Consider the following 18697-nt stretch of genomic DNA (forward strand, 5'->3'; position numbering starts at 1 on the left):
GTTTCATCAGCGATATCAGAGGGGCATGTTATGCGGAACCGGTTTGCCAGTTTAAGTGTTTTCATCACTGCAGTTTTGGGCTGCAGTCAATTCACAGTGGCGGAAGAAAAACCAATCCAACCTGCGAAGGTGGAACTGGGGCGTCCCGTCAGTTTTGAAAAAGATGTATTTCCAATTCTGGACGCGAATTGTATCGCCTGCCACAACGTCGCGAAAAAGGAAGGTTCGCTGGTCCTGGAAAATGTGGAAGATCTGATCAAAGGGGGAGACAGCGGTGCCTCGGTCGTTCCCGGTAAGCCTGATGAGAGCTATCTATATAACGTCGCTTCCCGCACGGAAGAGAGCTTTATGCCACCGCTGCCGAATAAGGTGGGCGCCAAAGCTCTCACTCCTCAGCAGGTCTGGATTTTACGTCAGTGGATTATCGAAGGTGCGAAATCAAGCGGCAAATCAGCTGACGCAGGAGTCGCCTGGCAGTCACTGCCTCCCGATTTGAATTCCATTTACAGCACAGCGCTGTCCCCCTGGGCCCGTTATGCAGCCGCCGGTCGTGCGAACCGGATTGCCATTTATGATCTGGCAGCAGGAGCAGAAGTAGCTACCCTCAATGATCCCGCTCTGTTGAAACTGCAGAAGGACGGGAAGCCATTTTATCCACTGGGAGCCGCCCATCGCGATTTTGTGCATTCACTGGCATTCAATTCTGACGGCAGCCTGCTGGCATCAGGCGGATACCGGGTCGTGAAGCTCTGGAAGAAGTCGATGGGGAATGTCGTTAAAAAGATGGACCTGCCAGCCGCTGTGACAGGCATGGCTTTGAATGCCGATCGTAGCGTTCTGGCTGTTGCCACCGCTGATAATTCTGTTTCACTCTGGAAGCTGCCGGAAGGGACTAAACTGGTTGATTTGAAAGGGCATACCGGAGTCATCAAGGGGCTGGGATTCACACCGGATCGTACGAAAGTGGTCACTTCCGCTGCTGATCAAAGCTTGCGGGTCTGGAATGTCGCTGATGGAAAGCAGATTTCCACAATGAAGACGCCTGCTGTCATCAATGCGTTAACTGTCAGTAAAGATGGAACTCAGGTGATTGGTGGTGCAGCAAATCATATAGTATATGCCTGGCCGTTGACTCTACCCGCTCCCAAAGAGGGAGAAAAGGCACCAGAGGTTCCTGCTGCATTGTACGAACTCAAAGGTCACGCCAAGCCGATTTCAACTGTGAAACTGATCATGCCTGCCGGCACGCAGTTGGTCTCAGGCAGTGAAGACGGTACGGTTCGAATCTGGGATCTGGCCGGGAAAAAGCAAATCCGTTCGATTAACCATGGAGCACCTGTCACGGATGTTGATGTCACCGTTGATGGCAAGACACTGGTTTCCGTTTCTGCGAATGGAACTGGAAAAATCTGGCAGGTTGCCGACGGTAAAATGCTGAAAGAGTTTCGTGGCGATTTGAGCAAGGAGCGTCAGATGATTCTGGCAACAGAGACTCAGACCGTCACAAAGCAGCAGGTCGCATTAGCAGATGCTGCCATGAAAGCCGCTGACAAAAATGTCAAAGATCGCGAAGCAGAATTAAAGAAACGTAATGAAGAACTGGCAGCAGCTAAAAAAGCGGTGCCAGAAGAAAAGAAAAAGGCAGACGAATCAGCCAAGAAACTGGCTGCTGCCAAAGCAGAGCTGGCAAAACTGCTGGCAGATCATAAGAAAAAGGGTGAAGATGCTGTCGCGGCGGCAAATGCCCAGAAGGCAGCTGCGGACAAAGCAGTTGTTGATGCGGAAGCGAAATTAAAACAGACGAACGATGCCAATCAGGCTGCGATTGCCGCTGTAGAAAAAGAAGTGGCTGCCGCGAAAAAAGCTCTGGATGATGCGAATGCGATCAAGCCAGATGCAACTGACAAAGAAGGCGAAGCAAAGAAAAAAGAAGCGGTTACCAAAGCACAGGCAGCCTTTGATGCAGTTCAGAAAAAACTGACGGCAGCCCAGCAGAAAAAGGCAGCCGATGAAAAAGCGGCAACGCAGGCCATCGCGACTGCCAAACAGGCTGTGCCCAAAGCGGTTGCTGCGATTGCTGCTGCCAAGAAGCTGGCGGAAACCAAACCGGATACCAAGGCCGCTGATAAAAAAGTGGCTGATGCAGAAGCCGAGTCCAAAAAACTGACGGATGCGGTTGCTGCTGCTGAGAAAAAAGTGATTTCATCTGAACGGTCTGTGAAAGTTGCAGAAGGAACACTCACCAAAATCAAAGGGCAACTGGCAGAACGGACTAAAGAAAAAGCAGAAATCGATAAAACAGCCACAGCTGTTGATGCTGCTCTGGCGGAAGCCAAGAAACAGGCTGCGGTTCTGACTCCCATGAAGTCGGTTGCATTTTCCGAAGACGGCAAACAGATTGCCACTGGGGATGACAGCCAGATGGTTCGTATCTGGGATGCCACTTCCGGTCAGGAACTGGATACGGTGGGGGGGCACACTGCTCCTGTCTCGGCAGTTGGTTATACGTCCAAAACAACGGTTGTGTCAGGAAGTGCTGACAAAACGGTTCTGGTACAGAGTATTCAGCCGGTCTGGACTCTGGTTGCTCAACTGGGCGCCGATGAAAAAGATCCCTCGAAAGTCGGTGGTTCACCCATTTCCAACCGGGCACTCTGTCTGGATTTCAGCCCGGATGGCAAACTGCTGGCCGTCGGCGGTGGTGATCCTTCGCGTAGTGGTGAAATCACAATCTGGGATGCTGCTACTGGAAAACTCGTGAAGAAGCTGGGAGATGCTCACAGCGATACGGTGCTTGGCATCCGCTTCTCCCGTTCAGGAAAATCGTTGCTGACAGGAGCTGCTGACAAATTTGTCAAAATCTTTGATGTCGCGAGCGGCAACTTTGTGAAATCATTTGAAGGTCATACTCACCACGTTCTGGATGTTGCCTGGAAAGCTGATGAGTCCACTATCGTGAGCTCAGGTGCCGACAATGTGATCAAAGTCTGGAATATTGAAACCGGCGAACAGAAACGAACGATTTCCGGTTATTCCAAGCAGGTCACGTCAATCGCCTTCCTGGGACTGGGGGACAACATTGTCAGTGGAGGTGGCGATAAGACCGTTCGCATGCATCTGACAACCAATGGATCAAACTACCGCAATCTGTCAGGCTCTACAGACTATGTCTACAGTGTTGCCGGCAGCCGGGATGAATCGATTGTCATCGCCGGTGGTGAAGATGGAATTCTACGAGTCTGGGATGCGAAGACAGGGAAACTGCTCAACAGTTTTAATCCACCACCTGTTCCTCAGAATCAGCAGGCCAGTGCCGGCAAATAAGCCAGACTGATCTGAGAAAAAAAGTACAGCTTCCAGCGGCCCTGTGAATATATTCACAAGGTCGCTTTTTTGCGCGCTTTCGAGCAGAGATCTTGACCATTTGGGGGAATTCTACCTCTCTGTAACAGGGAAACAGGATCAGCGACTCCAGGGGAAGGGGCTCCTGATTGCACTGTCAGGTCTGACTGATTATATTCGAGACACACAACGACTCATTCCGCCAGATCGTAACAACTCGAAGTCTATCCCGGGGGACTTCCCCTGAAGGGCTATCCCATCCCTGATTCGGGTTTAAAATTAATTTGAATACAGCAGGAATCACTACATTATGTCTGAACAGTTGAGTAAACGTATCTTTACCGAATTAGAGAATCTGGTTCTGATTGACCCTCATACGCATATCAATCCCCACTCTGCGGCTTCCACCACACTGGCGGATATCATGGGCTATCATTACTACACCGAACTGGCCCACTCTGCGGGTCTGCCTCGTGAAGTGATTGAAGAGCCAGGAATCGACCCCAAAGAAAAAGTCGGGCGGCTGGTGACACAGCTGGGGGATTTGGATAATACAATTCAGCTCAGCTGGTTACTGGATATCTGCAGTGAGTTTTTCGGCTTCGAAGAGGATGCGATTACAGAATCCAACTGGGAAAAACTGTACGACACTGCGGCTGAGAAGATGGCCCAACCTGACTGGGAACAGCAGGTTTTAAAACAGAGCGGTCTTGAGCAGGTATTTTTAACGAACGATTTCGATGATCCCCTGGAAGGCTTTGACACAAAGCTCTACATTCCCTGCCTGCGAACTGATGACCTGGTATTCCATCTGGCGAAACCCGAAACCCGGGAACGCCTGGCGAAAGCAACCCAACTGGACGTCGGCTGTGCCAAAACGTTGAGAGATGCGGTTGGCAAGCTATTTGAACATTTTACTTCGAAGGGGGCCCGGGCCTGTGCGATTTCATTGCCGCCCGATTTCAATCCGGTTGCCGTGACTGCTGATCAGGTTGATCCCATTGTGAGGTCGCTGTTTGCCGGCGATGAGATTACCGCCGACGAGTCAAAAATCGTGAGTCAGTTTGTCTTCTGGACTCTGGCAGAATATTGTGCCGAACATCGTCTGCCTTTCGATCTGATGATTGGAGTGAACCGTCGCGTTTACGAAGCAGGCGTGTATCAGGGGCAGGATCTGTATGACAAGCGGACTTCTCTGATTCTGTATAAGGAACTGTTCAACGCGTTTCCCAAAGTCACATTTCCCGTTTCTGTATTGACAAGTACCAGCAATCAGGAACTGGTCAGCTACAGCTGGATTTTCCCGAATGTGGTCATCAATGGACACTGGTGGTATTCGAATACGCCAGCGTTCATTACTTTTGACTGTAAGAGTCGCCTGGAAGCCGTTCCCAAGACCAAGCAGATCGGTTATTACAGCGATATGTATAAACTGGAGTTCGCACTGCCTAAGTTCCGGATGTATCGTCGTGTGCTGGCAAATGTACTGGCCAGTGATTTCGTAGTCGGGAGAAACTGGTCGGAACAACGCGCGATCGATCTCGGGAAACTGATACTGCGAGGCAATGTGGAAACCATTTTTGGCAGTTAATCCGTATCCCGGAAGACATGAAGTGATTGCATCAGAGACAGATGCTACTTAAAATATGATACATATCCCATTTTTATCATATCCATCATAGTTTCATCATTAAGGGTTTCCCATATGGCTACTCTGGTCATGCTGCAGGCTGGTCAAGCGGTCTCATACTCACTTACCGGATCCGAGATGGTTCTGGGCCGACATCCTGACTGTCAGATTCAGCTGGATTCGAATATGGTTTCACGTCGTCATGCCCAGGTCGTGGGAGCAGGGGATGAGTTTTTTGTTGAAGATCTGGGAAGTGGAAACGGAACGTTCGTTAATGGGAAAAAGATTGAAGGTCGAACCCGACTGGCACACGAAGATCGGTTGAAAGTGGGTCCCATTCTGTTTCGGTTTGAATCAGATGAGAAACAGGAACCAAAGCGGTCTGGTGTGACGATCGACAGCAGTTTTGATATCGGTTTTTCGAATGATGATGAGGACGGTGATGCCGGCGCTACCATCATGGGGGCCGTTTCCGGCGTCGGTGGATTTGGCGGGCTGGATATTCGCCCGGAAGCAAAATTAAAAGCCATGATCGAAATCAGCCGCAGTCTGGCGGGAACTGTCGATCTGGAAAAGCTGCTGCCGCAGATTCTCACTACTCTGTTTCACATCTTTCCCGCAGCGGACCGCGGTTGTATCTTATTAAGAGACGAGAACAATGGTGAGATGGTGCCCCGCGCATTCAAGCATCGCCGAGATGGTGAAGATGCCACGGTCAAGTTGAGCCGTACCATTGTGAAAAAAGTACTCGAAGAGAAAACAGGGATTCTCTCAGCAGATGCGGCCAGTGATGCTCAATTCGATGCGAGTGAGTCCATTTCAAATTTGTCGATCCGTTCCATGATGTGCGTGCCCATGCTGGGGCTGGCGGAAGAACCAATTGGCGTGATCAATATCGATACGCAGAACCCGGTTCAACAGTTTCAGGAAGAAGATCTGGATCTGTTAATGTCTGTCGCCGGTCAGGCGGCGCTTTCTTATGAAAGCGCACGGCTGATGTCGTCCTTCATGGAAAAACAGAAGCAGGACAATGAAATGAACATCGCCCGCGGCGTGCAACAGGGCTTGCTGCCCAGTTCAGTGCCGGATGTCGAGGGTTACGAATTTTTTGCCTCTTATGATTCTGCACAGGCGGTTGGCGGTGATTACTATGATATCTTCGAACTGCCTGATGATATGATCGGCCTCTCGTTTGGCGATGTCGCCGGAAAGGGAGTACCCGGGGCCATGATTATGGCCCGCATGTCAAGTTGTGTGCAGAATACTCTGCGTTTTGTGCATGAAGTCGGACCGGCTGTCGATGCGATTAACGATCATATGTGCGACAGTGCTGTTGAGGGACGATTCGTCACTTATGTGCTGGTGGTTCTGGATACGAACAAACATCGTCTGTCGCTGGTGAATGCAGGGCATATGTCCCCGATGATCCTTAAGCCGGATGGAACCCTGGATGAATTTCCAGAAGAGAGTATTGGAGTTCCAATCGGGGTGATGGAAGGTTTCCCGTTCGAAGTAGTAGAGCGAGATCTGGCACCCGGAGAAATCGTGGTTCTGTTTACCGACGGCGTGGATGAAGCGATGAACCCGGAAGGGGAACTGTATACCCTGGACCGGATGCGGGAGTTCATTAAGAACAATCGTGACAAAAATGCCGCTGAGTTGGGGCAGGCATTGCTGGCAGATGTCCGACGACATGCCAATGGTCGTCCCCAGAATGATGATATTACGATAATGACTTTCGGGCGTGTTTCCTGAGGGTGCCTTTTTCTTAATCTAATCCGATCGCCTCTACCATGTCTGCCAGCCTGTTCCTGCAAAATAATGGCGATTCTTCTCGACTGGAAATCAAAGGGAAGCAGGTGACGCTGGGACGGCATCCCGAATGCGAAGTCTGTCTTAAATCGAATACCGTCTCCCGCTATCATGCACGCATTACCGCTACTGCTGAAGACGAATATCAAATTGAAGATCTGGGTAGTGGCAACGGGACATTCATCAATGATGTACCGGTAAAAGACCCGGTTGTTCTGCAATCAGGTGATCAGATCTCAATTGGCCCGTTTCTGCTGGAATTTTCCAGTGATCAGGAATACGAAAATTCACAGCACGAAGGATTGCTGACTTCTTACGGATTAATCCCGTCGCTGAAAAATGTCTCTGTCCGCCCTCCCGCTACTGATAAATCGACCATTCTCCGCGCCTCGGAATCCGGCAGCGGGCTGGCTCGTTTTCAGATCAAACCCGAAATCAAATTGAAAGCCATCCTGGAGATCAGTCGTACGATTGCGACAGCCACCGATCTGGACTCTATGGCGGAACGTGTTCTGGAAGGACTGTTTCACATTTTTCCCGCTGCCGACCGTGGTTGTATTCTATTGCGAGACCATGACAATCAGCGGTTTTTTCCCAAAGCGGTACGCCATCGCCGGGAAGACGACCTGGAAGCATTGCAGTTGAGCCGGACGGTATTGAAGGCCGTCACCGATAAAAAAACTGGTGTATTGTCTGCCGATGCTGCTAACGATGAACGATTTGAGAAAAGTGAGTCGGTATCCACGCTGACGATTCGTTCCATCCTGTGTGCACCAATGCTTGGTCTGGATGGTAGCGTCATCGGAATCATCAATCTGGACACACAACTGGCCGGTCAGATGTTTTCTGATGATGACCTTGAGTTGCTGATGGTGATTGCCGGACAGGCGGCACTCTCATATGAGAGCGCCCGACTGATGATCTCGCATGTAGAAAAACAGCGGTACGATAACGAGATGGAAATTGCGGCCCGCGTTCAGAAAGGGCTGTTGCCGGCCAGGATACCAGAGGTACCGGGTTACGAGTTCTTTGTCTCCTATGAGGCGGCTCGTGCAGTGGGAGGAGATTACTACGATTTTATTCAGACCTCCGATTCGCTGATCTGGTTTGCATTAGGTGATGTAGCCGGGAAGGGGGTGCCGGCGTCACTGGTCATGTCTCGCGTCTGCAGTTCTGTTCGCAGCACGGTGGAATTCGTGAATGATGTCGCGGATGCCGTACATCGAGTGAATCATCATATTGATGAAGCAGCTCATGACGGACGGTTCATCACATTTATTCTGGGACAGATTGAGCTGACAGAGAACCTGGTATCATTCGTCAATGCGGGACATCTGGAGCCGCTGCTGCTGGAAGCGGATGGTACACTGCGAGAACTGTGTGGCGATCATCCGAGTGTACCACTGGGCGTGATGGATGATTATGAATATCAGTCGCTTCAACATCATCTGAAACCAGGTGAGCAGTTGATTCTGTACACAGATGGTGTCACGGAAGCGATGAATGAAGAACGCGAACAGTTTGGAATCGAGCGTTTGAAGTCAGTGATTCTGGAAACCCCTCAGAGCCCTGCTGAATTAGGTGAGCAGATTTTGAAGGCGGTGAGAACCTTCGCAGGTCAGGCAGAACAATATGATGATTTGACTTTGGTCATTATCGGTCGGACTCCCTGAAAGAAAACAAGTGAGATGCATTGCCCGCGCATCTCACTTGTGAGAGTCCATGATTGCAGTGTCTATTGACGGTGTCGCTTAGAGCAGGATATCAGTCGGCTCTGCGACTTTGCGATATCCCATGCTGTGCAGTACTTCCAGGACTTCGCTCCAGGTAGGAAACTGCCGACCGCTGCGACGTTTGTAGTCGTCCATGGCTTTCATGAAGTCGATTTCCTGATCGCTGTAATCGCGTTCGCAGGTGGTAGGGTCGATCTGACGACGACGCTCAGTTTTACGCTGGTCGACCACTTCATGCTTCGTGTGAATGGCTTCTTTCTTACCTGAATCTCTGCGGCTGACACGACGACGGTCCACAACCAGTTCGGATGGGGGATCAAGTTGATTTACCATGTTATAATAATGCCTTTTTTCGAGGGGAGATAGTTGTCTGAAGTAATTCGAACACAAACGGGAAAGTGTAAAATTCAACGCAAATCAGACAGTTTGAGACGCTGAAACGTGACGGTTGACTCTGAACCTCAAGTTCCCGGTTCACAAATTTGTGAAAATCGCTCCACGATTCTGATTTATTTCTGGCCAGAACAGAAAAGTGGAACTAACTTACTCAATTATTCCCACCAAAATCGGGATTGGGTAGTTTGTTTAAAATAATTAACACTGATAAGCGTGATCGAGCCTGCCGATTGCGTAGTTATCCCGATCGTGTCAATTATCCGGTTCGATTTCTGCTGGCATGTTCAGAATTGTGTACAGAAGCGGGTAATTCATTCAGCAGAATTATGAGAGCCCAGACCGAAGATAACCCGGACCTGAGTTTTCTGCAGGCCGGCTGCAAAGAACAGCCCGTCAAAAGACTGGAGCAGGCTTTTCAGTCCGGCAAGCTTCTTTTTGCCTTTCTCCAGATTGCCGCCATGTCCCTTGGAAAGCTGCTCTGCGAGAAAATCGGAGTTCTGTTCGATGAAAGCTCTGATTGAAGCGATGTTCAGGAAACAGAGTTGCTTTTCTTCCCGGAAGAAGGTCTCTTTCCAGGACTGAAATAATGGTAACGCAGCCAGACTCTCTTCTGATTTCAGAGTAAAGAATTCTCTGACGAGTTCGGGCGAACTGGCAACGACCAGTTGTCGATCATTGATTCCATAAGCGGGGCGATAAGGGCCAAGGCTTTCAATCCATCGCATATGGTACTGTTCATGGTCTTCGATTTTTAAAATCGAAGTCTGGTGTCCGGGGGCAGCTTCCGCATTGTGATGACTGAGCATACTGTTCATCAGGAAATTGGCGACATTTTCCAGGGCAGACTGATATTTGCTTTTGTCTGTTGTACCCGGTTCTGTATCCGCAGTGGTCAGCTGCATCGCCACAAGCCCATCAAAGGAAATGGCATCAAAAGAGAGCGTTTTGCGAGGCACAGAATAAAACAGGACACTGGGCCCGAGAGCTTTTGACACTTCCGTAACGGGGTCGAGGCCCCCCAGGAGGCCTGTGCTGACGGCGAGGAATTTCTGCCATTTTTCCGGGTTCTTTTCCGCATAATAACTGACAATTCTATTCGTCAGTAAATTTACATTCAGATGTCCGCTGAGTACTGCCAGTGCTTTTTTAGGAATCAGCGTGTAGGGATCAGGGATTTCAGCAGGGGTCTGGAGGATATTCAACAAAGGTAGATCTATGGCTTCCGAATTAAACAGAATCACAGCTTCCACTGCCACTGTGTTTTTCAGATGCAGACCTGCGATCAGCGCCCCTGTTTTCTTCCACCAGTTCACAACTCCCTGTTCGATCTCGTTTTTGGGAGGTTTGATATGTTCATCCCAGGCACGCGGATTCAGAAAAACAGAACCGGTGACATCCTCTGCCAATACTCCCCGTGCGCGACGGTACATTTCCAGGTGGAACAGGCTCTGCTGATTCTCCGACGATTGATTTTGATACAGGCGAATCGTTGATTCCAGGTTCGATCGCCTGTCTGACACAACCAGGGTCTGATCCAGAAACGCGTAGGTGACAACAGGAGCAGAAGGATCGTCCTGCTGACTGGCTTTATAACAGGTCGTGCCCTGGAATGTGCTGGAAGTGACTTTGATTCCAGTTTTGGTAAACCAGTCGTCCAGCAGCTTCTGAACAACGGCTGGATCCCGAACCGTCGTTAACAGTAACAGGGAGGGGTTCTGTTTGGGACCATGATTGAAAATTGCCAGTCCAACCGATTTTCCGAATAAATCATTGAGCAGCGGCAGTAATGGCTGATTAGTAACCGATTCAATATCGCGCAAACCCTGTTTCAGGTTGATCACGTCTTGCGACTGCAGCCAGGTTTGAAAAACCTGTGTTTTCCGAAAGCGGTTTACCAGTGGTGAAAGTAGAAACTGTTTGACATGCGAGTTCAGGTCAGTGGCTTCCAGATAGACGCCGGCCTTCTCATCAACCAGTTGGCTCAGTGGTTCGGCAGCGCTGACCGGAACCACGACTGCCAGGCAGAGGAGTGCCGGAACCACGATGAACGTGCACGCAATCTTTTGTATCAGGATGCGAGATGTTGATTTAAACGGTTTCTTTAACTTCATATCTTAACAACTCCAGACCGGTCTGATTGTGGAGATTCGGTAAACTCAATTTCATCAAATTTTTGTTGAGTCTTCGGGTACGGAATGAATAATAAAATTCCAGGCATGGCTGATCTGGTCTTTGATTGGTTGCATTTCCAGATTGATATCATCCACCCAGTTTGATTCCCGGACAAGAGGCTCCGTTGTTTCAGGCAGGGGGTCAGTGACCGGAACGAGGCTCACTGCTTCCGTCATGGTCCCGGCAGTAGTTTGAGCCAGTCCCCAGGAAGCGGCACCTGCATTTTTCAGAAGTTGGTTAAAACTCCGATGAGGCTGTGGCTGGAGAACAACAGGCACAGGGGAATCAGAAGCCACTTCTGTGATGACAGGCATGGTGCCGGGGCCCACTTTTTCTATCTGGTTTCCAGAGAACTTCACGGTGATTGCGATCAGTAACACGGTAACGACAAACAGGCTGGCAGACCATTGTCGAGCCCTTGACCTGGTGCGCGGAATCTCTTGAACGTGCGATTTTCCCACAGCTGATATCGGAGCTGCTTCTAACTGGGCGAGGACTTCCTCTACCAGGTCGATCTCTGGCAGTTTCTGTTGCCAGGCTGGTACAGCTGTTTCCAGAATGAGAAAGTCTTCCCAGAGGCGCTGATGCTCTGGCGTAGATGTTGAAAGCTGTTCCAGTCGTGAACGCTGATCGAAATCACGTGTTTCGATCATGGTTTCCAGTCTGGTTTGAAAGTCAACGAGATTCATGTCGGACCTCTGGTACTATTCCCCGCTGTCGTAAGTTTGCAGCCAGTTCCTGTCGGGAACGGTGCAACCAGGTTTTAATCGTGCCTTCCGGACGGTCCAGAATATTTCCGATTTCCTGACAGCTCAAATTTTCCTGATGAAATAAAATAAAGCATGTGCGATGGTCGTCGCGTAACAGACTGATCGCATTCTGTAATTCTTCCCCGAGATCCTGTAACTCTTCAGCCGACTGACAGATGGCCAGATCAGAGGCAAATTCTGAGGGAACAGGACGCCGGGAACGTTTACTCAGAAAGGTTCTACAGCGGTTGGCGGCGATGGTTAATAACCATGGTTTCAAGGTTCTATTGGAATCCCACTGGTGCAGACTGCGAAAAGCCCGCACAAAGACCTCCTGGACGATATCTTCGGCGTCCTGTCGATGTCCCAGCATGCGGTAGCAGAGTCCAAAGATGGAACTTTGAAACCGGGCTACGAACGCGCGCATCGCCTCTGTATTACCATCCAGGCAACTTCGGACTTGCGCCGCATCGTCTTCATTCACTGAGGAATCCCGTATTAATGTTCGTATCTATCTAAATCTGAATTCAAACCCCAGGTCACTCACTCAATATACCAGAATCAGGGAGGGGAAGTTTCAGAAAAATGAGATCACAGCACTCCCTGTTTCTAGAAGGTAGCACATTTAACCAGAGCGTCTGTCAATCTTTTATACTCGGTCCAAATGGTTCCGGAGACGCTACCGTAAAGCTGAACAGGCTCTAAGCTGTTGTTACCACGGCTTTAAGAATTCTGCCTGCGATTTGGCCGTGAAATGCGTTTACTCTTTGCATTTGTTTAGCATGTGTTTTTGTTAAGTTGTTTTATGGTAAATGGTTAAGGATTCTGGTTGACAGCGGAGGCTTCGTGAAAGAAACTTAATAAAGCAAAGGTTATTTTGTGTCTGGTTTTAATTAAAGTCTATTATTAAATTGCAAGTACTTAGTATTATTTTTGAGAGAAAGTCTGATATGCAACGCTATAGTCAAACAGGGAAGTCACGTGGATTTACTTTAATTGAGTTACTGGTGGTGATTGCGATTATCGCGATTCTGATTGCATTGCTTCTTCCTGCAGTGCAGCAGGCACGGGAAGCAGCACGCCGCAGTACCTGTAAAAATAACCTGAAACAGATCAGCCTGGCCATGCACAACTATGAGAGTGCGCATCAGGTCTTTCCCTATGCACACCGGGGCGCGAATGGGTGGTATCCTCAGGCATGTCATCAGCGAGATACCTGGTTCCATCGAATTTTACCGTATGTTGATCAGGCTCCCATGTATAATGCTTACGAGGCAGATTGCGCCAATGTTTCCGCCAGTACGAGCAATCATGTGCATAATATTTCCAGCAGCCAGAAGTTTGTGAGTACACCGTTACCGGCTTTCATGTGTCCTTCCGATGTTGGGCCTGCCTTTGCTGAAAATACCGGTGTCCGCTGGGGAGGAAGTTACATGGGCTGTATTGGCTGGGCCAGTAACCGTTCCACCGGTACTGATAATGGAATGTTCGGTTACGAAACGAAAACCAAAATGCGCGATATCACAGATGGTACGTCCAGTACGATGATGTTAAGCGAAGGCGTACAGCGCGTGGCAGTACCCACCGGGTTTTCCTGGGGATGTCCCGGCTGCTACTGGATTGGTGGGGCGCATGGGGAAGTGACTTTTACCGCGTATGAAACTCCCAACACGTCAGCGCCAGACCAGAATTACCTCTGCAAGAGCACCACGGATGTCAATGCTCCCTGTGTCAATAACACATCCACGCGTTGGAACTATGCCCGCAGTCAGCATGTGGGAGGCGTGCATGTAGGCATGGCGGACGGTGCCGTTCGCTTTGTTTCAGAGAATATTGACCGTGGTACCTTTCGTGCCTTAGCGACCATTTCCGGTGAAGAAGTAGTCGGCGAATTCTAGATCGCATCACATTTAACCATAGCGTTTTACAAGCTGATCGACTGGGGAGCACAGCATCAGCTGATGATCAGTAGTATTGGAATCAGCGATACGGTATAAATTCAGCTGTTCCTTTTACCCTTGGCAGAGATGTCAGGGGGGCACTTATATTTCAGGAGATTTTTAATGAAGTTGGCCTCATGCCTGTTACTGCTGGTAGGTTTTTCTGTTTCCCTCGTCGGCTGTGGTGGGGCAAGTGATGCACCTGTGACTTATCCCGTTTCTGGAAATGTCACGTTAGATGGAGAACCTTTAACAGAGGGAGATATTATTTTTCGCGATGCTTCGGGAAAAGCGGCAAGCGCTGCCGGAAAGATTGAAAACGGATCATATTCCCTGACTGCAACCGCTGGTAAGAAATCGGTTGTGATCACTGCGACGAAAGAGATCCCGGGGAAAACCGTTGTTGGCGGCGCACCCGATGAGCCACCGGTTCCTGCAGTCGAACAGTATCTTCCTGCGGAGTACAATGAGAAAACCACTCTGGAAGCCGACGTCAGCGATTCCGGTTCAAATGAATTTAGCTTCGAACTGAAGAGTAAATAGCAGAGCTGACGAATACCCAAGCTGGGAACAGCATTCAATCAAAAAACGGGAGTCGAATTCTTCAGAATCCGACTCCCGTTTTTGTTTTGACCGTGTCCAGTTTTACTGCAGCGTCTCCGAGACTATTTGGACCATATATCATAGATCGACAGACGCTATGGTTAAATGTGCTGCGCTCTAGATTGATTCGTTGAGAATTTCACTGCTGATTGCCAATTATTGTTTTTGGATACATTCACGCGTCAGGATGCGGGCCTGTTTGAAGGCATGTTTGATCGTGTAGGCCCGGGCTTCAACCTGCTCTTCCGTATAATATTTGCCATGGTCGCTTGCGGGGAGACCGGCGAGTGATAATGTCAGTGGCAGCAGATCGAGAAACTCACGATATCGTCGTTGAACATCGTTGCTGGCGTTTGCTGAATCATTCACGGAAAGCATCTCCCTCTGTTGACATCATAGATTGTGAATTCACAGTTTCAGAACAGGATTTATTATGGTGAAACCGATGGTGACGAAGCAACTGTCGCTACAGTACTCGCTGTTCGGTCAATCAACCACACCTTTGATCTTATTCTCTGATTCTGCCAAACACAATTCAGAAAAGCAATGGGAAGTCAGGATTATCGCGTATGCAGTTGATTCGGGAACAGGAAATCCAGTTGAGAGCGTATCGCTCCTGCTGACTGCAGTGGCAATACCGGAGAACTGCCAGGATTGACTGTAATCACGCTCTCTAAGCTATTTCTCGGCTTCCTGTTTGTTCTTCAACCCGGTCTGTTCCGGAGGTGGCAGAGTGACAGGAGGTAACTCCGGCTTGGCTCGTCCCTGTTCTTCTTCCTGGGGTTGAGGAGGCTGTTGAGGATAACCCTGAGGAGGCATTTGATACTGCTGCGGATATGCTGGCATCGGTTGTTGCGGATAGCCCTGCTGTGGATAGTATTGTGGTGGCATCTGCTGGTACGGATAGGGTTGCTGTCCAGGATGCATCTGCTGAGGAGGATATCCATATTGTGGCTGTGGCGGGTAACCGGCCTGTTGTGCTGCCTGTTCGTATGCCAGTTGCGCCTGACGCTGTTGTTCTGCCGAGAGAATCTGCGTATCCCCTTCATAAACTCCCGGACCAGCAGGCGCTTCAGCAGCAGCGGGTGCTGCATCTGTTTGAGCAGGAGCAGTTGAAGAACCTTCTTCTGGTGAGTGTACAGGAATATCGAACACCGTGTCAGAACCGGTCAGAATCTCGCTGCCGGGAGTTGGTTGCTCGGCCACTTCGGGTTTATCTGGCGTTGTTGCCGCATCAGCGGTGTGTGACATTTGAATGATAAATTCAAGTTTACCGATCTGGATCTGGTCTCCATGAGACAGCTGGACTTCACCCTTGATCCGTTTTCCGTTGACCATCGTACCATTGGTGCTGCCAAAATCGCGTAAACGGACGCTATATTCATCAACTGTAAATACACAGTGGTGACGACTGACCATGTCGCTGTTAGGTCGCAGATGACAGTCTTCTTCCCGGCCAATCAAAAACTTTTTGCCATTGATGGGGATTTGTTTTCCATCATGGCGACCGCCAACGACTTTTAACGATAGCTGCAACATAAACATTCACTCCATAGGTTTCAAACAGAACACTTCAAAGCTCTGGAAGAGGGACTGGTAATCTGAAATTACCATCCGTTTTCCGATCACCTGGATTTCATTTTTGACTTTAGTTTGGAAGAAAAATGTGAAATGAACAAGAAACAGAAATGAGTGATTTACCTTATAATCTGAAAATAAAAGGGAGCAAATTACAATGCTCATCTGGCCCGCATTGTGTGGTTTGACTCACTTTCCGGTAAGTAAAAAAGCCACTACTTTTTCCGTAACACGAAATCTCAATGAAATAAAAGTATGTATTACATACTTAACGCTATCAGGCATTTGACGAGATGTCAATAACTATAAAACACTCATGCTGCATGTGGATAATTTATTAATAAACAATTAAATATCCTTGATTCTGATAAGTGTTGATGATAATGCTTTTAAGACTATTATTTACGTGCCGTCCAGGCATCTACGGAATATTTATCTTTTTCCAGACTCTCCGACTGAGACAGTTCTTCGTCAGTCAGGATTTGCGACTCCAGCGGGATGGTCAGGGCCTGCGATATGGCCTGGCAAAAGTCTTCTGTCAGCGTTTTTAGAAATGCCCTCTGGTATCGATCAGCCTGATCAGCCAGATTCAGCAAACCGGGAAATTCAGAAGCGTGTTCTGATGTCAGCAGTAACAGGCTGCCGTGCTGCACAATTGCACCGCGTCTTCTGCGTTGTGCGCTTCCCAGAATTTTTTGTCCCTGATAAACCAGGTCTCTCTCATCGCCACGACCGAAGCAGAGAAAGGGTTCAGATTTCGATCGGAATGAGACGCCTCGAAACTGAACCTGCAGACCATGCGCCGCCAGAATATCAATAATGGGCTGGTGGATGGCCACATAGAGTTCGGGTGGTGTTTTGGCCAGAGGATGGCTGCCGGGGAGTGCGAATGAGTATGTGAGTTCATGGTGATGCAGAATCGCTCCGCCACCAGAGAGTCTGCGCACGCGAGGCAGGTCCTTCCAGATCTCAGCAGAGTCTTCTGCCTCATTTTTCTGAAAGTATCCCAATGAGATGGTGGGTTGATTCCACTGATACCAGCGTAATGTGCACCGCTGCTGATTTGCTGCTGATTCCAGTAGTGTTTCATCAATGGCCATATTCCGGCTCCCTGACAGAGGGGCCGGCTCAATCATCAGGCGACAGTGATCCGGTTTTGCAGAGTGGGGCATGTCGGAATCAGTCTGTAGAGTGAGTCACGGGAAAACGGACTGGAGCTGTTTATTGAGGCTCACAACACTGCAGGATCGGATTGCGGGCGGCAACCACTTCATCGGGTCTCTGGATCAGCGTGCTGTGTGGTGCCTGATGCAGAAATTCCGGCTCTTCCTGGAGGATTTTAATAATTGTTTCCGCGAAGGCATCAAGGGTTTCTTTTGATTCGGTTTCCGTGGGTTCCACCATGATGGCCTCAGGGACTACCAGTGGAAAGTAAACCGTGGGAGCGTGGAAGCCGAAATCGAGCAGCCGCTTGGCAATATCCATAGCAGTAATTCCATTGGCTGCTTTGGATTTGGAAGCGGAGGCTACAAATTCGTGCATACATAAGTCGCCATTGGGAACAGGTAGTACGTCTTTGAGAAGCGCTTTCAGGTAATTGGCATTCAGCACGGCGTTTTCAGAAACCGCTTTGAGACCGGCTGCTCCCAGAGTTCTCAAATAGCAGTAGCCCCGGACGAGGATGCCGATATTTCCGTAAAAAGTCCGCACGCGACCAATCGATTTCGCCGGAGTCTCCAGGGTGTATTGGCTGGCTTCATCGGCTTCGGAGTGATAGTTAATCACCGGACCTGGCAGGTAGTCTGCGAGGAAATCACGCACGGCAATCGGTCCCGAACCTGGACCGCCGGCACCATGTGGTCCTGTGAAGGTTTTATGCACGTTGAAGTGCATCATGTCGCCACCAAAATCACCGGGACGGGTATAGCCGAGGATGGCGTTCATGTTGGCACCGTCGATATAGACCAGTCCACCGGCATCGTGCACCATTTGTGCAATCTGCTTGATGTCTTTTTCAAACAGTCCCAGCGTATTCGGGTTCGTGACCATGAAGACGGCAGTCTGATCATCCAGGTGTGCTTTGAGGTCTTCGAGATCAACCAGGCCTTCTTTGCTGCTGGCGAGCTGCACACAGTCAAAACCGGCAATCGCGGCACTGGCCGGGTTTGTCCCGTGTGCACTGTTGGGGAACAGAACTTTAGTCCGCTTTTCGCCCCGATCTTCAAAATAAGCTTTCGCAGTCAACAGGGCTGTGAATTCTCCCTGTGCACCGGCGGCGGGTTGTAATGAGACAGCAGGCAGACCTGCAATTTCTGCCAGCATTTCCTGCGTCTCGTAAAGCATGCCCAGCATACCCTGCAGATCAGCCTGGTTCTGGTAGGGGTGCAGATCCACGATCCCCGGCAGGCTGGCCAGCCGCTCATGGCGTTTCGGATTGTACTTCATCGTGCAACTACCCAGAGGGTAGAAGTGGGTATCGACGCACATGTTCAACGTCGACAGATTGACAAAGTGACGGATCACATCAGATTCAGTGACTTCCGGGAGGCCGGTAGGTTTCTCTGCCAGTGCTGAAGTCGGAATCAGTTCACTCAAAGGGCGTTCCGGAACATCGGCCGCCGGGAATTCGGCGCCACGTCTGCCAGGTTGTGAGAGAGCAAATAAAGATTCAGTGGCCAGTTTATTTCGCATGGTATTGAATGCTGCTTCGAAATATAAAAATGAAACTTGTTAAGCACTTGT

Annotated in this window: 14 protein-coding genes; 6 read left to right on the forward strand and 8 right to left on the reverse strand. The window is 49.6% G+C overall.

All coding sequences use genetic code 11. The annotated features are described in order from the left end of the window. Positions 1-30 precede the first annotated feature (30 nt). The 4 genes from GmarT_RS05720 to GmarT_RS05735 all read left to right on the forward strand — a co-directional run bounded on the left by GmarT_RS05720 (position 31) and on the right by GmarT_RS05735 (position 8457). Entirely contained in the window at positions 31-3324 is a 3294-nt protein-coding gene (locus GmarT_RS05720; protein ID WP_002645847.1) for a c-type cytochrome domain-containing protein, read from the forward strand. A 328-nt stretch (positions 3325-3652) separates the two neighbouring features. Continuing rightward, a complete protein-coding gene (locus GmarT_RS05725; RefSeq protein WP_002645846.1) occupies positions 3653-4933 on the forward strand; it encodes a glucuronate isomerase in 1281 nt (426 codons plus the stop codon). A 114-nt stretch (positions 4934-5047) separates the two neighbouring features. After that, the gene (locus GmarT_RS05730) at positions 5048-6727 is read left to right on the forward strand and encodes a SpoIIE family protein phosphatase (RefSeq protein WP_002645845.1); all 1680 of its coding nucleotides are present in this window, start codon (positions 5048-5050) and stop codon (positions 6725-6727) included. Positions 6728-6765: 38 nt separating this feature from the next. Next, a complete protein-coding gene (locus GmarT_RS05735) occupies positions 6766-8457 on the forward strand; it encodes a SpoIIE family protein phosphatase (RefSeq protein ID WP_002645844.1) in 1692 nt (563 codons plus the stop codon). A gap of 78 nt (positions 8458-8535) precedes the next feature. Here the strand turns inward: GmarT_RS05735 and GmarT_RS05740 are convergent, their stop codons facing one another. From GmarT_RS05740 to GmarT_RS05755, 4 genes are all read right to left on the reverse strand, one after another. Further along, positions 8536-8850 (reverse strand): hypothetical protein, encoded by a 315-nt coding sequence (locus GmarT_RS05740; RefSeq protein WP_002645843.1) that lies wholly within the window; start codon positions 8848-8850, stop codon positions 8536-8538. 374 nt (positions 8851-9224) lie between these two features. After that, positions 9225-11024, reverse strand: coding sequence for a DUF3352 domain-containing protein (locus tag GmarT_RS05745; protein WP_002645842.1), 1800 nt, complete (start codon positions 11022-11024; stop codon positions 9225-9227). Positions 11025-11078: 54 nt separating this feature from the next. Then, on the reverse strand, positions 11079-11774 hold the full coding sequence (locus tag GmarT_RS05750; RefSeq protein WP_002645841.1) for a hypothetical protein: 696 nt from the start codon (positions 11772-11774) through the stop codon (positions 11079-11081). Next, a complete protein-coding gene (locus tag GmarT_RS05755; RefSeq protein ID WP_002645840.1) occupies positions 11761-12318 on the reverse strand; it encodes an RNA polymerase sigma factor in 558 nt (185 codons plus the stop codon). The genes GmarT_RS05750 and GmarT_RS05755 overlap by 14 nt, the downstream gene beginning before the upstream one ends. 466 nt (positions 12319-12784) lie before the next feature. Here GmarT_RS05755 and GmarT_RS05760 point away from each other — a divergent pair, with 466 nt between their 5' ends. Together GmarT_RS05760 and GmarT_RS05765 are read left to right on the forward strand one after the other, a co-directional pair. Then, positions 12785-13732 carry a DUF1559 domain-containing protein gene (locus tag GmarT_RS05760; RefSeq protein ID WP_002645839.1) on the forward strand — a complete coding sequence of 316 codons (948 nt, stop codon included), beginning with the start codon at positions 12785-12787 and terminating at the stop codon, positions 13730-13732. A gap of 165 nt (positions 13733-13897) precedes the next feature. Beyond that, a complete protein-coding gene (locus GmarT_RS05765) occupies positions 13898-14317 on the forward strand; it encodes a hypothetical protein (RefSeq protein WP_002645838.1) in 420 nt (139 codons plus the stop codon). Between the two features lie 216 nt (positions 14318-14533). Here GmarT_RS05765 and GmarT_RS05770 read toward each other — a convergent pair whose 3' ends face one another. The 4 genes from GmarT_RS05770 to gcvPB form a co-directional block, all read right to left on the reverse strand. Next, on the reverse strand, positions 14534-14755 hold the full coding sequence (locus tag GmarT_RS05770) for a hypothetical protein (protein ID WP_002645837.1): 222 nt from the start codon (positions 14753-14755) through the stop codon (positions 14534-14536). Between the two features lie 300 nt (positions 14756-15055). Continuing rightward, positions 15056-15916, reverse strand: coding sequence for an FHA domain-containing protein (locus tag GmarT_RS05775; RefSeq protein WP_187782345.1), 861 nt, complete (start codon positions 15914-15916; stop codon positions 15056-15058). 437 nt (positions 15917-16353) lie between these two features. Next, positions 16354-17055 (reverse strand): lipoate--protein ligase family protein, encoded by a 702-nt coding sequence (locus tag GmarT_RS05780; RefSeq protein WP_157159002.1) that lies wholly within the window; start codon positions 17053-17055, stop codon positions 16354-16356. 121 nt (positions 17056-17176) lie between these two features. Next, the gene (gene gcvPB, locus GmarT_RS05785) at positions 17177-18646 is read right to left on the reverse strand and encodes an aminomethyl-transferring glycine dehydrogenase subunit GcvPB (protein WP_002649210.1); all 1470 of its coding nucleotides are present in this window, start codon (positions 18644-18646) and stop codon (positions 17177-17179) included. Between the last annotated feature and the right edge of the window lie 51 nt (positions 18647-18697).

This window comes from Gimesia maris, from assembly GCF_008298035.1.
GTDB lineage: Bacteria > Planctomycetota > Planctomycetia > Planctomycetales > Planctomycetaceae > Gimesia > Gimesia maris.

Bases quoted from the DNA above. Each gene is read 5' to 3' on its own strand.
- GmarT_RS05780 (WP_157159002.1), bottom strand. From the start codon at position 17,055: ATGGCCATTGATGAAACACTACTGGAATCAGCAGCAAATCAGCAGCGG.
- gcvPB (WP_002649210.1), bottom strand. From the start codon at position 18,646: ATGCGAAATAAACTGGCCACTGAATCTTTATTTGCTCTCTCACAACCT.
- GmarT_RS05750 (WP_002645841.1), bottom strand. From the start codon at position 11,774: ATGAATCTCGTTGACTTTCAAACCAGACTGGAAACCATGATCGAAACA.
- GmarT_RS05775 (WP_187782345.1), bottom strand. From the start codon at position 15,916: ATGTTGCAGCTATCGTTAAAAGTCGTTGGCGGTCGCCATGATGGAAAA.
- GmarT_RS05740 (WP_002645843.1), bottom strand. From the start codon at position 8,850: ATGGTAAATCAACTTGATCCCCCATCCGAACTGGTTGTGGACCGTCGT.
- GmarT_RS05770 (WP_002645837.1), bottom strand. From the start codon at position 14,755: ATGCTTTCCGTGAATGATTCAGCAAACGCCAGCAACGATGTTCAACGA.
- GmarT_RS05730 (WP_002645845.1), top strand. From the start codon at position 5,048: ATGGCTACTCTGGTCATGCTGCAGGCTGGTCAAGCGGTCTCATACTCA.
- GmarT_RS05720 (WP_002645847.1), top strand. From the start codon at position 31: ATGCGGAACCGGTTTGCCAGTTTAAGTGTTTTCATCACTGCAGTTTTG.
- GmarT_RS05745 (WP_002645842.1), bottom strand. From the start codon at position 11,024: ATGAAGTTAAAGAAACCGTTTAAATCAACATCTCGCATCCTGATACAA.
- GmarT_RS05725 (WP_002645846.1), top strand. From the start codon at position 3,653: ATGTCTGAACAGTTGAGTAAACGTATCTTTACCGAATTAGAGAATCTG.
- GmarT_RS05765 (WP_002645838.1), top strand. From the start codon at position 13,898: ATGAAGTTGGCCTCATGCCTGTTACTGCTGGTAGGTTTTTCTGTTTCC.
- GmarT_RS05760 (WP_002645839.1), top strand. From the start codon at position 12,785: ATGCAACGCTATAGTCAAACAGGGAAGTCACGTGGATTTACTTTAATT.
- GmarT_RS05735 (WP_002645844.1), top strand. From the start codon at position 6,766: ATGTCTGCCAGCCTGTTCCTGCAAAATAATGGCGATTCTTCTCGACTG.